Here is a 14,718-nt window from a genome sequence, read left to right on the forward strand (position 1 = left end):
GACTAGAATAATCGGGCAAATCACAGCAGGGCAGCATCTCCCTCCCGATTCCTACTCTTTTTTATGGACTCCAACGATTTTCAAAACGATTTTCAAATTTACACGGGCGATCTCTCCGCTGACATGCTGGAGACTTATTTGCAGACAGACGCGCTGGCCGTTGATACCGAAACGATGGGGTTGTTGCCTCTGCGCGATCGGCTTTGTCTCGTTCAACTCTGTGATGCTAGCGATCGGGTGACGGTCGTGCGAATCGATCGAGGTCAAACTCAAGCGCCTCATCTCAAACAGCTTCTAGAAGCGCCTCACATTACAAAAATCTTTCACTTTGCCCGATTCGATATCACGACGCTGCGCCATCATTTGGGCATTCAGGTCAATCCTATCTTTTGTACAAAAATTGCCAGCAAGCTAATTCGCACTTATGCGCCGCGTCATGGTCTTAAGGATCTGATTCAGGAGTTGGAGGGGGTGGAGTTAGACAAGAGTGCTGGAAGCTCTGATTGGGGCAACGCGATGAATTTATCTGAAGCCCAACTTCGCTATGCGGCGAATGATGTCCGCTATTTGATCAGCGCTCGGCAAAAGTTAATCACCATGCTAGAGCGAGAGGAGCGACTAGACCTGGCTGAACAGTGTTTCCAATGTCTTCCCGTCTTTGCGTCGCTGGACTTATTGCAATATCAAAACATCTTCGAGCATTAACAAAAATCTTCAAACATCCCACTGATGACGAATTTCTGGCACCGAGGCTGAAACTCTTACAGATTGGGAACGATAACTAGACCTCTTACAGATTCACTAACAAGAGGCTTAATAGAAATCCTTCTGATGTAATATGATCGAACCCATCCAAATCGATAACTCAGTCATTTCCTTCACAGTACCCAAGTTTCACTTTGGGCAAAAAGTTCAAGTAAACCGAAGACCTGGTTATATCCTTGGAGCACAGCGCGAAAAGTATTGTTGGAGCTATTTAATTGTCGAGGGCGATCCGCCAAACAATGACAGTGACGAGCATTGGCATGTTGAAACCGACATCTCTCCAATGGAGTAGAGCCACTCCAAATATATACAAATGCCTGCAAAAGCTTCTCTAAGATCAGTCTAAGGGAGGCTTTTTGCTTTCAACTTAGAATTTAGCTGGATTGTTCCATATACTGGTTGAGATCGTCAATGATCCGACTTAGTTCAGCTTCGGTGGTGATGCGAATCCGATCGTCCCTCAATGTAATCAGCACTTTGGCGGCGAATGGAGTAGGCCAAATATTGGGGTTGCAGAAGATTTCTAGAAAAACATCGCCCGTGTAGCGATATTCCATCGGCTTTTGGGGCGTTGCTCTAGTGCCGGGAGTCCTGGTAGCGGTGGCTTTCAGGCTTTCCATCAGTTGAGCGATCGCTCCCTTTAGGTCGGCAGCGGCTTCGGGGGTAAACCGAAAAGTAACAGAACCTTCGATTAAATTTAGAGTCAGGGATGTCATGGCATAAAGCGATAAATCTTTCTTTTATGGTACGGCGATCGGGCTTCTAGAAATGTCTTTTTTGATTTCCGTTTTTTCATTTTCTCCCAAACCTGTGCTGTTATTGAAAATAGGGGGAAGGCTTAACTAGATTTGTGAAGCTAAAAAATGAGTCGCAAATCAGCCCCGATCGCTCATACAAGGAAAGAACAGATGCCCACATCGGATCGCCTCCAACTTAATGCCAACCCCTTGAGTTTCTGGAGTTGTGATGCTCCGCTACAGACTGCTCTTGCGGTGAGTGCTGCTTCTCAGTCCGGTGTGGGAGGTTCAGTTCAGCCTGGGGTCTCTACTCAGGAGATGGACTTGGGAACGCTAGCCGGGACTCGCATATTAAGGGGTGATGTGAGCGATCGCAATCCCTTAGACAACTATCGATTTAGCGTTACTTCCAGCATTTCTGCCAGCATTACCTTAACTGGGTTGGCTAGTGACGCAGATATTCAATTAGTCCGCGATACTAACGGTAATAAAATTGTAGACGACAGTGATTCTATTGTTAATTCTCTTCAACGGGGCAGTGTTGCCGAATTAATTGGCGCAGAGTTATCTATCGGAACTTACTTTGTACAAGTCAAACAATTTAGCGGTGACACTCGCTATCATCTCAGCGTTTCCGAAGGCGATTGGTTTAGTACTAACTTACGCGACGCAGGACTGATTGGCGAAGCGCGCTACTTACTGTTTGCAGACGGCTCCCTCAATCGCAACGACATGATTACGCTGCTTCGAGAAACCAAAGACTACAGCACGATCGACCTTACAGAATTGACCGACTTGAGAGCGATCGTGACTCATGCGGCTCAGTTTGGAATGCCAGAATACGTCAAGGTTCTTGCCAACAAAGTCGTCTACAGTGAACCCGCCAATCTGCGCTCCGGAATCGGCAGTCTCTATGCCAACAGCAGCGCTGGACAACTCGATCGTCTGATCGGCAAATGGTTTTTGGGACAGGATCGTCCGATCGCGCTTTCCTACGATCGCACCACAACTTATCAATACGAATCTGTAAATGGCGATCTCTTTCAAAACGGAATCAGCTACCAAGATATCGTGCAGCAAGATGTATCAAACTGCTACTTGCTTTCGGCGTTGGGGGCGGTTGCGTTGCGCGCTCCTAATATCATTCTCAGCATGTTGATTGACAATCGAGACGACACTTACACGGTTCGCTTTTTTAACAAGGGCGTTGCAGATTATGTGACGGTCGATCGCTTTCTGCCCGTTCGTCCCGAAGGAGCGGCGGCCTTTGCTAGTTGGGGGGGTGGTCACTTCACCAATCCTAATAACGAACTATGGGTCGCCCTCATCGAGAAAGCCTATGCTCAACTCAATGAATCAGGCTGGATTGGTCAAGACAACAGCAACTCTTACAACGGTAAAACGATTGCGACCACAGCCACTTTTACCAACGCCAGTGGAATCAACTATGGTTGGCCAGACGACACGCTGACACAACTGACAGGACGCACTACGAGCAGTCACACCCAACCCAATAATGCCAATCATCTGATCAGCTTAATGAACGCTGTCAGCATGGTTGCACTCAACACAAGAGCGACGGTTGAGTATGGCATTGCGGCCAATCACTCTTACACACTTCTCAACTACAACGCCATCAGCGATCGCTTTCAGCTTTACAATCCCTGGGGCACTCAAATCGAAGTCACACGCAAACAGATTGCAGATAACTTCAACAGTTGGGATTTTACAACCGTCTCTTGACAGGTTTAACGAAATGAAGACAACAGCGATAGCTCCGCCTATTGATAGATTCTAAGTTGCTCAAGAAAGAAAACAACACTTTCTTAAATGACAAAGATACACATAAAGAAACAGCCTCTCAATCACAAAGACTTGCGCTTTTAACCGTCTTGCTCGATCGCTAGTTGACAGTAGCCTCAAGAGTTCACACACGCTATAGAAAGCTGAAATCTATAAGCAGTCAAGACTTCAGGATTTTTTAGCCCGCTCTGTTCTACACTAATCGTCATAGCAACTAAACGGTATCAGGTGGATCTTGTGATTCTGGACAATCGATCGACAGTACGCAAAGTATTAGTCGTTACTCTACTGCTCAACCTACTTGTCATGGCGCTCAAAACCGTCGTTGGATACTCAACAGGGTCGCTGAGTCTGCTGGCGGATGCCCTTCATAGCCTCACCGATAGCGCTAATAATATTTTAGGATTGATTGCCAGTCGCTTTTCATCTCCTCAGCCCGATCGTGACCATCCCTACGGACACCAAAAGTTTGAGGCGGTCGGCGCACTAGGCATTTCTGCCTTTCTAGGAATTGCTTGTTTTGAGATTATTCAAGGCGCGATCGAACGGCTGATTGGCACCAACAAACCCATTCAAATCTCTGCAACCGAACTCTGGCTACTATTGCTGGTTTTGGGCGTGAATATCTTTGTGGCATTCTATGAGCGGGGAGAAGGAAAACGGGTCAGCAGTCCGATTTTGATTGCGGATGCCCAACACACCATGAGCGACGTGTGGGTGACGATTAGCGTGTTGGCTGGTTTGATTGGGATCTGGGCGTTTAACTGGCAATGGCTGGATGTGGCGTTGTCTTTTCCGGTGGCGATTCTGGTTTTTACGAGTGGATGGTCAGTGCTGCGCCAAAATTTGCCCTGGCTAGTGGATGAGATGGCGATCGCGCCCGAAGCGATTTACGAAACTGCAACGCAGGTGCCTGGAGTCCTAAATTGTCATGACATTGCTTCGCGGGGAGTGGTCGGTCGTCAATCTTTTATTGAAATGCACCTGATTGTGGATGCTCAAGATGTCGAGACGGCGCACCACATTACCGAAGAAGTCGAAACCCGGCTGGCGGAAAAGTACAGTCCTGTCAGAGTCCTGATTCACGTAGAGCCACCCGCTTATCAGTCAGATCACATTAGCTATGAGGCGTGATCGTAAGACTCGTCTGCGAATAGTCACACCACAGTTTGGGTTTAGGAGAGTTGGAAGGAGTCGATCGACTGCCCCACAACCCCGATCACCCAACAAGACCGCCACACTTTTGACTACAGTCTTTGAATATCTTGGCGAATGGTTTCGAGATCGATGTAGGAATCAGCAACGTTAATCAACGTATCATTGGTCATCGAACGCAAGCTAACCACTTCGATTTGCACACCTTGATAGCTAATTTGATTGACTGCATAAGTCAAATCGCCATCGCCACTGAGCAAAATCATCGTGTCGCAGTGAGCCGCCAATGTCAGCATATCGATCGCAATCTCAATATCCAGATTCGCCTTTTTGGAACCATCTGGAAGCTGGATTAAATCTTTAGTAACCACTCGATAGCCGTTGCGCCGCATCCAATGTAAAAACCCTTGCTGCTTTTCGTTGGAGCGATCGACCCCCGTGTAAAAATAAGCCCGCACCAGACGACGATTTTTGGTTAAATAAGCCAGCAGCCGCGCATAATCGATTTCTAAATTGAGTTGAGAAGCCGCATAAAACAGATTGGAGCCATCAACCAAAATCACCACGCGATCAGACTCGCGATAATCTAAAGCGTCATCGGTGTAGCGATCGCGCAAAATTCCAGTTTGCAGGTCACGAGAGCGTCTGTCATCTCCCACCTTTGACTGCTCGGTAAACGCAATCCAGGGTTGATTTGGCGGATGATCAGATTCAAACTTTTTAGAGGACTCTCCATCCCGTCGTGGTCGTGGAACTAGCTGCATTTTGAATGACTCCTTTAGAGCGGCATTTCGATCGAACTCATGGATGGAAAATTCGCCGTTAAAATAATAAAGTAAACATGACAGTGAACTGAAATAGGCACAGAACTTCAAGAGTGGCTCGTTTTTGAAAAGGAAGTAGGAGAAACTGTCCAGGACTCAAACTCCGAATAGGTCAAACCCTGCCTTTAGAATCGTGTTCACAGTCTATCCTAAACGGAGAATTGAAGAGTCGGTTAAACTTCTCCTAAATTGCGTTTAAAGAAATTGAACAGTTCTTATCTTTTTTTATCTATTACTTGATTTCCCTAACAGTCTCTAGCATCGTTTGATACAAACACACAAATCTTATTATTTCTTAAGTATTAGTCCGGCTTAATCCGACTTAATATGACTGATTAGTAAATCAAACCTTTCACATAAACAGATCCCCGACTTCTTGATGAAACCAGGGGTCTGAGGAGATGTTGAATTTAACTTGTCAGCTTGCTATGAAGTTGCCTATCAACTCACTGCTGACTAGTCGATCGGCTGCCGCTTCTCTAAGTCAAATTTGTAGCCTTGGGGCAGAATGTGCAACGTGGCACCACACAAAGCAAGTGGCTCATCTTTGAGAAGTTCATCAACGTTGTTATGAGTGATGTTGGCAACATCCACAATCGTCACTGCCCCTTCGCCAATCACTTCTAACTCTTTGCCATTGATAGCGATCGCTGTATTTTCATCAATGCCAAATCCTAGATTAACAGGTTGTTGAGCAACGGCTGATAGGAGACGGCCAATTCTGCCGCGTTGGGCAAAGTGTTGATCGACCACCACACCTGGCAAAAAGCCCATGCCCCGATCCATTTGGGCAACTTCCATCCGAGGATTGGTTTCTGATTCGCCTTCAACAATCATCATGTCGGGCATCATCGCCGCGCCTGCACTCGTCCCCGCAATCACAATGCCTTCTGAAAACCGCTTATGCAACAAGGCTTCCAGTTCTGTGTCTTTGAGCAACTCGGTGATCCGTGCCTGATTGCCTCCCGTAAAAAAGACACCCGTTGCTTGCTCGATCAGTTCCAACGCTCTTGGGTCACTGGCATCTTCTGGTTTGGCATTGTCCAAAACTTTGACGCTCGCAACGCCCATTCCCTCAAAAAGTTCGGTGTATTGGGTGCCAACTTCTCCGGGCAATCCTGTTGCAACAGTCATGATCACAAGTCGCGCTTGCAGACCGCCCGATCGCCGCACAAATTCCCGCAGGATTTTGCAATCTCCTTCTTTGTCTTCTGCCCCACCAATGATTACTAGCTGTCCGTGTGTTTCGGGCAATGCGACACTTTCTTGAGGTTCAGTTTCTGCTGCCTCTTGCACCTGATTTGCGACCATGCTGCCTCCGAATTTGTGAGTATGTTGTTCACTAAATCATGACAGCCCAGCCACAAATAACATCCGATTGGTAGATTTCAATACAAAACATCTTTCAGTCTTGTGAAATAGAGACGGCTGACACTGGAATTTTTATACTATTTTTTATACTATTATTGCCCTCTAAGCTTTGAACATTTGAAGCCAGGTTAGGAGCTTGTTGGCGTTGCTGCAACTCTTTTAGAAATTGAAGAACATTATCTTCGAGGGGACGATCGCTAATTCTCTTGACAAACTTATCAAAGGGATTGAGATCCACGATGAATGATCCAATTTTCACGCCCACAGGTTCGAGATGTTTACCCAAAAGCTCTTGATGGAGTAGTGGAAAAGCCCGTTGCTTAAGTTGATTTAGTAACCACAAAACATCATTCTCGGTGTATGGTTTTTGTCCAGGATTGGCAACACTTCCAGCAATGGTGTCGCGATCAAAAGAGATCAAGCCCGTCAAATTAAATAAATCACTTTGAGCAATCAAACATTGGGTCTGTTTGCGCGTAGGTAATACACATAATTGAAGGCGATCAAGCAGTTGAGCCAGCGCCCGAATCGGAATCGCACTCTCGGTATTTGAGATATCGGGTGCCAGCAAAAGTGAGGGTTGTCCCTTGATCGAAACGGTATCGGGGCGAAGGTCAGCAATGGCGTGTTTGAGTTGCTCAACTTGACGAGCATCCGTACAGGTTTCTAGAAGAGAAGGCCAGCGATCGTCGCTCAAAAATTCTAGTAGTGCAATGTATTTGCAGCCGAGACTGTGACCCATCCAAAAGTAGCGAGTTTTGTCTTGATAAAGGTCACATTCGTAGCCCAACTGTTGAGCCGTCAGCGCAATTTCTCGCCGCAGTTCATCCTGTTCTTTGAGCAGACCTACCGCCAGCGGCCAATGCCGAAAGCTAAACCGAAACGGCAGCGCAATCACTGTATAACCTGCCTCATAGACACGTCTAAGCAAGTATCGGTAAAACAGTGTGGGAAACGTGCCAAAAAAAGCGCCTCCCATAAACTGTACTACGCCCCTCGGTTGAGGATGAATTGCAACCCAGCTAAAAGAAAGCGGCCGAAAGCAAAATTCTGCATTCATGACGGTGAAGGAAAGAGAGAAAGGACGGGAAGTGTGAAGTGTGATTGTGGGCAGCGATCGTTTCTCAGGAGAATTCGACGATGAACTCAACGCAATGCTTTACTTTGGGTGCATCAAGTTGTCCCTCAAATTCCGCACTTGTAAGGGACTTTGAACCAAAAATCCTGTCTGAAAGTCCCCCAGGTTGGGGGTTTTGCCGTGTACGCACAAGTTGATCGATCTGTCATTGCTGAGATCTTTCGCCCCCTAAATCTCCCAAAAATGGGGGACTTTGAGCCGTCGTCATAGCTCTGAACTTTGGAAATCTTTCCTTTGTCAAAGTCCCCCAGAATGGGGGATTTAGGGGGCTGAAGCCGCCTGAAACGAAGCGACGACTTGTGTATACACGGTAGGGTTGGGAGGCAGAAGCACCTGAAACCGAAGCAGAAAACTTTGTCGAACTTACGTCGATCGAGGCTTCAACGCGAATTGTTGTAAATTCAATAAAGTCGTTGACTGCGTTATTGATCACGTCGTCTAATCAAACCCTCTAGTTAGGGAGAACTTCAAGCCATAAGTTTTGGTTCAAAGTTCCCCCATGAAGGATTTAATAACTTAGAGCGCAGACATTCTCAGCGGTAGATTTAGCTCGGCGAACGATTGATTTAAGGTTTCAATTTCGTTCCCATTTCCACTTCCGTTACCATTGCCATTAGATAACATTGCAGCCAGCATTGACACAAGATTTGCGGAGTCGGTTCCGTTTCCATTGGCAGGGGGCAGACTGGGGATTTCAGATGTGACTTCGATCCCGACTGCACTACCGGGCACCAACAGTCTAGAAGGCTCAGAGGGCACCAGATTGAGCGCTTTGCCGCTTGCCAATGTTAGAGAGTAGTTGATTTGGTCAAAGTCAGCACTGTTGGGATTGCTGGGGAAATCGTTGGGCAAAAACGTGCCGCGAATTTCAGCATTGAGTAGCACTTTGGCGGGCTGAGGCAGTTGGGGTCTGCCAATCAGTTTTTCAAACGGAGTCGAACCCGAAAAATCGCGAGGCAACGACAGCGACACATAGCCGCGAATTTCTAACTGGGGATCAGGCAAACTGGCAAACTTGGTGACATCAGGTAGCAGTTCGACAGAAGCCGTTTTTTGAGCAGGAATAATAAACTCCTGGCTCACATATCGACCCGTCATGCCAATGCGATTGAGCGTCAAGATGTTGTTAAACCCAGCAATGTCGTAGATCAAAAAGGTGTTGCCTTCTAGAATGCGATCGACCGCATCCATATCCGCGGGACTGTCAGGCAAACTGATGCGAAACTCTAATCGATATCTCAGATCTTTGGCTTCGAGGTTAGAGATTGTCAAAAAGTAGCCTTGAACGACGCGACGCGCGACCGATTGCGCTGCGGGAGGTAATGCCATTTTAGGAGCAATTCGCTTGACCAAGAGTTCCAGGGTTGAGACTTCTATCATGGGTTCCTTTGAGAATTGGGTGTAGGCTGTACTTCTCAAATTCTGCTAATTTTCCTAAACTTCTACAGTGCCCATGCGGGTAATCTGTTTTGGAGGCAGGAATGAATGATCTGACGGTGCGATCGATGTCGCTGGCGGATGTGCAATTGGCGTTAGATTGGGCTGCTCTGGAAGGCTGGAATCCGGGACTTGAGGACGCGATCGCGTTTTATGCAGCAGATCCCGCAGGCTTTCTCAAGGCAGAGATGAATGGAGAAATGATCGGCTGTATTTCGGCGGTTTGTTACGATCGCACCTTCGCATTCATCGGTCTATACATTGTCAAACCAGAGTGGCGGAAACGGGGCTACGGGCAACAGATTTGGCAAGCTGCGGGCAGCAATTATCTACAAGATTAGAGCCGTCTCAGCGCTGGATTGGACTGGATGGAGTGGTCGATCGAGAAGCCACTTATCGCCGCCTTGAGTTTATCCCAGCTTATCGTCATGTTCGTCATGTTTATCAAGCGTCGAGCCATGCACAAGGATCTGCACCCGTTCCATCTGATGAAATGACTCCATTAATCAATGTGCCGTTCTCAGAGCTTGTCCGTTATGATGCCGAACTCTTTTTAGCCAGTCGTCCTCACTTTCTAAAACCCTGGATTTCTGTCCGAGAAGGAGCCGCCTACGGAGTGTTGTCCAGCGGTCGCTTGGTGGGATATGGCGTGTTACGTCCCTGTCGTCAAGGTTTCAAAATTGGGGCTTTGTTTGCTGATCACGTTGACATTGCGGATTGTATTTTCGTGCTTTGATCGGTCATGTTGCAAATCAACCTGTCTTCATTGATCTACCTGATGTGAATCCAGCGATCGCGTCTCTAATTCAAAAGTACCGACTACAGCCTGTGTTTACCTGTGTCCGCATGTATCATGGTCGGATTCCAGACGTAGAGAGCGATCGTATTTTTGGTGTCACCAGTTTGGAGTTAGGTTAGGTTTCATCTCTGATTTTTCAGGAACCCTCAAAAGAGGAGCCTTGACCTAACTCAAATGTATGAACCTAATAACTATGATGTGGAAGCTGAGTTAGTCTCGCCCTTCAAATCCAAATGCTTCTTAACAAGTTTCAACAATTCTGGAGGGTGGGGAGGTTTAATTAAAAATTCGGTTGCACCGATCATTGTTGCACGGATTCGATCAATTGAAGACTTGTTCTGGCCGGTAAGAATATTATGGAGTTGTTAAGTCAGCCATTAAAGACGTTTGTTAGTCCTGCTAAAGTTATGGTCATCGAGGTTAATAGCCTTGTGGTTGGTATCGTGGTTGATGGAATTCGAGATACCATGTTTTTGTTAAATCCACGCGAATTGTCCAAGATCTCAAATGCGATCGAGTCCGTGCCCGTTGACTATCTTCAAGGAACAGTGCCTTATCAAGAGCGATCGCTGTACATTCTTGATCCATCTACACTGTTTGCAAAAGGACTAATCACTCAGTAGAGTGACAAACTCTCTAGTTCAAAGTTATTTAGGGAAATGATACTAAAAGGGTAGTGAGAAGTGCTACCCTACAAGTTCTTCAAGTCTCCTTCCTCATCACTGCCATTCCTGTAGCTGAGAAAGCCAGTTTTGCATCAAGGTTGTGACTTGCTCTCGACGGGTTTCAAAGTTAGCAGCCACCCAGATTAGGAGAATTCCAATACACAGACCAATTACCCACTTGAGGAATGAGTAGACCGTAGCTAAAATCACAAGCTGATTGAATACATTAAGCAAAAAGACAGCCGTTCCGACATACAGAAATGCACGGGTCTTTAGTCCCAATCCAGCAAAAATCGCAATCAAACTGACAATGCCCGGAAGAATACCATAGTTCTCTTGAGTAAACAAAGCAACAATGCAAATTAAACCCGCTCCACAAATCCGAACATAGTGGCGAGATTCATGCTTGTCTGATTGCTGAAAAGATGGCTCAATGTAAGCAAAGTACAAAATTGAGACCCCGACCGGTAGCACCTGCCAGAACAACAAATCAACATTCAGCCGATTTAATTGACTCAAAACTAACCAATTTAGTAAGCCAACGCTGAGATAAGTCCAGCGCACTTCTCGACGAATGGAAGCAACTAAACTATAGAAAACGCCTGTAACAATCAGACTGAGCGGCTGTATGATCGCTGCCGTTCCCACCAGCACCAAAAGAGGAACCGCCAACGAAACCCTCTGCCAGGGGCGCTTTGCCCAACCCAACCGATCCCACGGAGTCACGAAGATCAAGAAGGCAGCGATCGCCGTAAGTGCCCCCGCATAAGGACGGAAAACGCTGCTAAAAATTCCGCTAAACCAGGGTTTTGTGCTGAGATACCAGGCTAATCCTGCGGCTTCTAAGAGACCTGCGTAGAGCCAAAATTCGGCTGTTGTGAGGCTAGGGTGTCGTCGTGCCTGAAAAATGGCATACAGCGATAGGATCATTCCTGTTGTAAAACCAATTAGCGCTAAAGTTCCAGGAGTGGGGACGAGTAATGTGAGAACAGCCGCTCCGATTAAAATAAGGCTACTCATTCCCCAGTGAAGATGAGCCAGTTGTTTCACTTCGGCAAGACTTAATCGAAAGTAGTTTGACCACAGCGGAAATAGCCATCTGTAGAGCACCATCAGAACGGCACCAAGGGTTGCCATAGCCATTAAGCGATCGCTCCAATCTAATGCCTGAATTTGATAAAAGAGCAGTTCATAAGCCGATAGAGAGATGCCGATCGCGCCCAAATAAGTCAGTGGTTTAAGCGTCGGAAGGCGGCGACCGACTCCAATGGCAATCAGCGCCACACCCAGAGAAATCATGCCCGTCCAAGACTCAAAGGTTTGCAGACGCAGGAGCAGCGCAAAGCTACCGTAGACCAAAGGCAATCCATGCCAACCCCAAAATCCATTTGTCTGCCGTCGATCGCCCACCACTTGAGTCGCCAATCCTAATCCGACGTTGATAATGCTCAGATAGGGAATGGAGGGTTCTGCCCAGGCCAGGCTTTCGGCAACTAGTAACTCTAAGCCCAGTCCGATGACCCAAAATGATAGCTCTGAGCGGGTTTGCCAGGTGCGGGTGCTGGCGGCTGTCACGAGGAAAATTGCTGCCAGGACAACCAGGGAGGGCGAAGTAAGCGCTGCGTAAAGTGCGATCGCATGAACCGTTGAACCAATCAAAACCCCTGCACAGAGAAACAGGGCCCACCCATCGCTGGCAGTTGCATAAAGGGCAAGAATTTGTGAGGTTCGAGTTTGAAAGATGCGACGCAGTTGCCAAAGTACAGTGGCCGCGATCGCACCCACCAAAAGCCAACTTTCTGCTTCTCGCATTCCCGGCACCCAATGCCAAAGCAGCCAACTGATAAACGTTAAGCTAAATCCAATTGCGATCTGAGCCGCTTCGAGTTGGAGCAAACAGCGTGAGTTTACGACCGTCAATAAGGCTGCTAACCCCAAGCTAAAGAGTCCTATTTCTGGAGATTGTAAGGTAAGAAACTGAACCGCCAGAAGCGCGATCGTGCTGATGCAGCTTGCAATTCGTCGTCTGTCTGAGAATCGAACGGCAATTCCAGTTAACGCTAAAGGAATCACTAACCAACTGGTTGATAAAATTGGTGGAGCTTTCTCTAATAACAGCGTATAGGATGCAGCCGCAAAGCCGAATCCAACATACCAGGCGCTTTTCTGCAATACAGTTTGAACGGTTACGCTAAAAACCCACTCTGCTATCGTGAACACGAGCAAGACTCCTGCCCAATGGCTCTGGTCTAAATCTGGAAACCAATAGTGAATCGCAGATAGAATTGTAAATAACCCAGTGAGATGAGTGAAATGAACTAAAGAATCATAGGCTGAACGAGAACGACAGCGCCAGGTAACGCATACCAGCGTGATAGTCGATAAGAATAAATTGCAGGTTTGGGTCAGGGGCACAAATGCACTCAGCCCAGTGAACAAAATTCCCAACGCTAATGCAATTCTGGCAGCGAGTTTTTCTAAGGCTGGTTTCTGCTGCTGGTGCAACCATTCTGACAATGCTAGCGTGATAGGCACGTAGGGAAATAAAATCAATCCTAACAATGCTGCTGGGATTCCTTGAGTTTCAGTCAGGCGCGTAGAAAATTCAACAATCTGTACCTGAGTTGTCGGAGGAATCAAGCGCCAAAGTAACCAGGACATTTGTAGCGCGATCGCGACCAGTCCCACGACCTCAAATCGCCGCCAAAATCGACGCAGCCGTTCTACACAAACCCATAGCCCGATCGCGCTCACGACCAGCGCCTGCCAGGGCACACTGCCGACAGACACTAACCAGCCCAAACCAAGCAATCCACTGCTGAGTGACCACGATCGCCGCGATCGTTCTGTTTGTTGAGCAAATCGAGCCGTCAGCCAGCCACAAATTCCAAACGCCAGACCCAACTGAGCAACATCCACACCAACAATAAACACCGCCCGGATCAAGAGAAGCGCTAAGGCAAACCCAAGCAGTGACAGTAATTTGGACGACGATCGAGGACGTGCGATCGTTAGCCCAACCGCAGCAAGATAAATCGCTAAAATCGGAAATTGTGCGAATTCCCAACCGCTTTGTAAATAGCTGAGTCCCAAATAACAGAGCAGCGATCGTGTTTTTTCGACGGCACTAGCAGAGAGTAACGAACTTTTAAATAGTGGAAATGTGATTGCTGTGAGAATCAAACCTGCAATTGCTGCCGTTACCCCATTCTGAAGCTGAAAAGACTGAAGGAGAAACCGGTCGATCGCCCAAAAATTAACCGGAACCAACAATAGCGCGATGATTTGTAGCGTCGAGGCTGTCAGCCGCAAATTTTCTTGACGACCCGCCCAGGTTGAGACACCCCAAAAGCTCAAGGTGTAAGCCAACAGCACAAGATACTGACCCACAGGCGGAAAGTTTTGCCACTGACTCGCCGCCAGCACCGCCGAAGACACAATCACCATAAACACGCCCAACACCAGCAGCCAAACGACGCTGAGTTCTGCCATGAAGGACTGCAAAAATCGAGTCAAAAAATTGCTCGGAGCCGGCCCAGGTTGAGAACGCTGCTCTCTAGGAATCGTTGTGATAAAGTCCGTGACTGAGACTTCCGACGGGTCACTTGAAGAGATGGCTTCTCTGACAACGGGAGCCACCAAAACGTCTGGCAAAGCACAAATTAAATAAAGACGGCTCAACGACTGAACTTGTCGATCGGTCAGTAAATCAAGCTGCAACCAGGCTTCTAACCCGTTTAACAGATTGGGATGATTGGCATCTAGATCGACGGTGATGGGGCGAGGAGAAGAGGTCATAGGACGCTTCTAAACAAGGTTGAATGGCAAATTACTAACGGCTAATACCAAATCAACCAACAAATGATACTCATAAAAATCAGTTAATTAACCGATTTCTATCTCTCAGATTTGAAAAAACCTATCAGGCAAGCCGTTTCAAAGTCCCCCAAACTGGGGGATTTAGGGGGCGAGGATCTGTATCAGTAACTAGTGAATTTGGTATAACCACTTGCGCTTCACTCTA

General features: G+C 47.3%; 12 protein-coding genes and 1 pseudogene. 7 read left to right on the plus strand and 6 right to left on the minus strand.

Annotated elements, in window-relative coordinates:
* The first annotated feature begins 63 nt into the window (after positions 1 to 63).
* Both ACKFKH_RS01180 and ACKFKH_RS01185 read left to right on the plus strand, forming a co-directional pair.
* Entirely contained in the window at positions 64 to 705 is a 642-nt protein-coding gene (locus ACKFKH_RS01180; protein ID WP_446856389.1) for a ribonuclease H-like domain-containing protein, read from the plus strand.
* Positions 706 to 838: 133 nt separating this feature from the next.
* A complete protein-coding gene (locus ACKFKH_RS01185) occupies positions 839 to 1,057 on the plus strand; it encodes a hypothetical protein (RefSeq protein WP_446856390.1) in 219 nt (72 codons plus the stop codon).
* 82 nt (positions 1,058 to 1,139) lie between these two features.
* Here ACKFKH_RS01185 and ACKFKH_RS01190 read toward each other — a convergent pair whose 3' ends face one another.
* Positions 1,140 to 1,481, minus strand: a complete 342-nt coding sequence (locus ACKFKH_RS01190; protein WP_446856391.1) for a hypothetical protein — start codon at positions 1,479 to 1,481, stop codon at positions 1,140 to 1,142.
* A 147-nt stretch (positions 1,482 to 1,628) separates the two neighbouring features.
* Between ACKFKH_RS01190 and ACKFKH_RS01195 the strand changes: the two genes are divergently transcribed.
* Together ACKFKH_RS01195 and ACKFKH_RS01200 are read left to right on the plus strand one after the other, a co-directional pair.
* Entirely contained in the window at positions 1,629 to 3,245 is a 1,617-nt protein-coding gene (locus ACKFKH_RS01195) for a C2 family cysteine protease (protein ID WP_446856392.1), read from the plus strand.
* A 297-nt stretch (positions 3,246 to 3,542) separates the two neighbouring features.
* On the plus strand, positions 3,543 to 4,439 hold the full coding sequence (locus ACKFKH_RS01200) for a cation diffusion facilitator family transporter (protein ID WP_446856393.1): 897 nt from the start codon (positions 3,543 to 3,545) through the stop codon (positions 4,437 to 4,439).
* A gap of 113 nt (positions 4,440 to 4,552) precedes the next feature.
* Here ACKFKH_RS01200 and ACKFKH_RS01205 read toward each other — a convergent pair whose 3' ends face one another.
* The 4 genes from ACKFKH_RS01205 to ACKFKH_RS01220 form a co-directional block, all read right to left on the minus strand.
* Positions 4,553 to 5,224: a LabA-like NYN domain-containing protein gene (locus ACKFKH_RS01205; RefSeq protein ID WP_446856394.1), complete on the minus strand. Its 672-nt coding sequence runs from the start codon at positions 5,222 to 5,224 to the stop codon at positions 4,553 to 4,555.
* Positions 5,225 to 5,740: 516 nt separating this feature from the next.
* Positions 5,741 to 6,595: a cyanophycinase gene (locus ACKFKH_RS01210; RefSeq protein WP_446856395.1), complete on the minus strand. Its 855-nt coding sequence runs from the start codon at positions 6,593 to 6,595 to the stop codon at positions 5,741 to 5,743.
* A 94-nt stretch (positions 6,596 to 6,689) separates the two neighbouring features.
* Positions 6,690 to 7,805: a DUF1350 family protein gene (locus tag ACKFKH_RS01215; protein WP_446856396.1), complete on the minus strand. Its 1,116-nt coding sequence runs from the start codon at positions 7,803 to 7,805 to the stop codon at positions 6,690 to 6,692.
* 504 nt (positions 7,806 to 8,309) lie between these two features.
* Positions 8,310 to 9,173, minus strand: coding sequence for a hypothetical protein (locus ACKFKH_RS01220; protein ID WP_446856397.1), 864 nt, complete (start codon positions 9,171 to 9,173; stop codon positions 8,310 to 8,312).
* Positions 9,174 to 9,274: 101 nt separating this feature from the next.
* On the opposite strand from ACKFKH_RS01220, the gene ACKFKH_RS01225 reads away from it, so the two are divergent.
* The 3 genes and pseudogenes from ACKFKH_RS01225 (at position 9,275) to ACKFKH_RS01235 (ending at position 10,652) form a co-directional block, all read left to right on the plus strand.
* On the plus strand, positions 9,275 to 9,571 hold the full coding sequence (locus ACKFKH_RS01225; protein ID WP_446856398.1) for a GNAT family N-acetyltransferase: 297 nt from the start codon (positions 9,275 to 9,277) through the stop codon (positions 9,569 to 9,571).
* A gap of 152 nt (positions 9,572 to 9,723) precedes the next feature.
* Positions 9,724 to 10,148: pseudogene (locus ACKFKH_RS01230) on the plus strand (hypothetical protein).
* A 237-nt stretch (positions 10,149 to 10,385) separates the two neighbouring features.
* A complete protein-coding gene (locus tag ACKFKH_RS01235) occupies positions 10,386 to 10,652 on the plus strand; it encodes a chemotaxis protein CheW (protein WP_446856399.1) in 267 nt (88 codons plus the stop codon).
* A 96-nt stretch (positions 10,653 to 10,748) separates the two neighbouring features.
* Here the strand turns inward: ACKFKH_RS01235 and ACKFKH_RS01240 are convergent, their stop codons facing one another.
* Entirely contained in the window at positions 10,749 to 14,492 is a 3,744-nt protein-coding gene (locus ACKFKH_RS01240) for a hypothetical protein (RefSeq protein ID WP_446856400.1), read from the minus strand.
* Positions 14,493 to 14,718 lie beyond the last annotated feature (226 nt).

The sequence above is a fragment of the Phormidesmis sp. 146-20 genome (genome assembly GCF_052939475.1).

Bases quoted from the DNA above. Each gene is read 5' to 3' on its own strand.
- ACKFKH_RS01180 (WP_446856389.1), top strand. From the start codon at position 64: ATGGACTCCAACGATTTTCAAAACGATTTTCAAATTTACACGGGCGAT.
- ACKFKH_RS01185 (WP_446856390.1), top strand. From the start codon at position 839: ATGATCGAACCCATCCAAATCGATAACTCAGTCATTTCCTTCACAGTA.
- ACKFKH_RS01190 (WP_446856391.1), bottom strand. From the start codon at position 1,481: ATGACATCCCTGACTCTAAATTTAATCGAAGGTTCTGTTACTTTTCGG.
- ACKFKH_RS01195 (WP_446856392.1), top strand. From the start codon at position 1,629: ATGAGTCGCAAATCAGCCCCGATCGCTCATACAAGGAAAGAACAGATG.
- ACKFKH_RS01205 (WP_446856394.1), bottom strand. From the start codon at position 5,224: ATGCAGCTAGTTCCACGACCACGACGGGATGGAGAGTCCTCTAAAAAG.
- ACKFKH_RS01210 (WP_446856395.1), bottom strand. From the start codon at position 6,595: ATGGTCGCAAATCAGGTGCAAGAGGCAGCAGAAACTGAACCTCAAGAA.
- ACKFKH_RS01220 (WP_446856397.1), bottom strand. From the start codon at position 9,173: ATGATAGAAGTCTCAACCCTGGAACTCTTGGTCAAGCGAATTGCTCCT.
- ACKFKH_RS01225 (WP_446856398.1), top strand. From the start codon at position 9,275: ATGAATGATCTGACGGTGCGATCGATGTCGCTGGCGGATGTGCAATTG.
- ACKFKH_RS01235 (WP_446856399.1), top strand. From the start codon at position 10,386: ATGGAGTTGTTAAGTCAGCCATTAAAGACGTTTGTTAGTCCTGCTAAA.
- ACKFKH_RS01240 (WP_446856400.1), bottom strand. From the start codon at position 14,492: ATGACCTCTTCTCCTCGCCCCATCACCGTCGATCTAGATGCCAATCAT.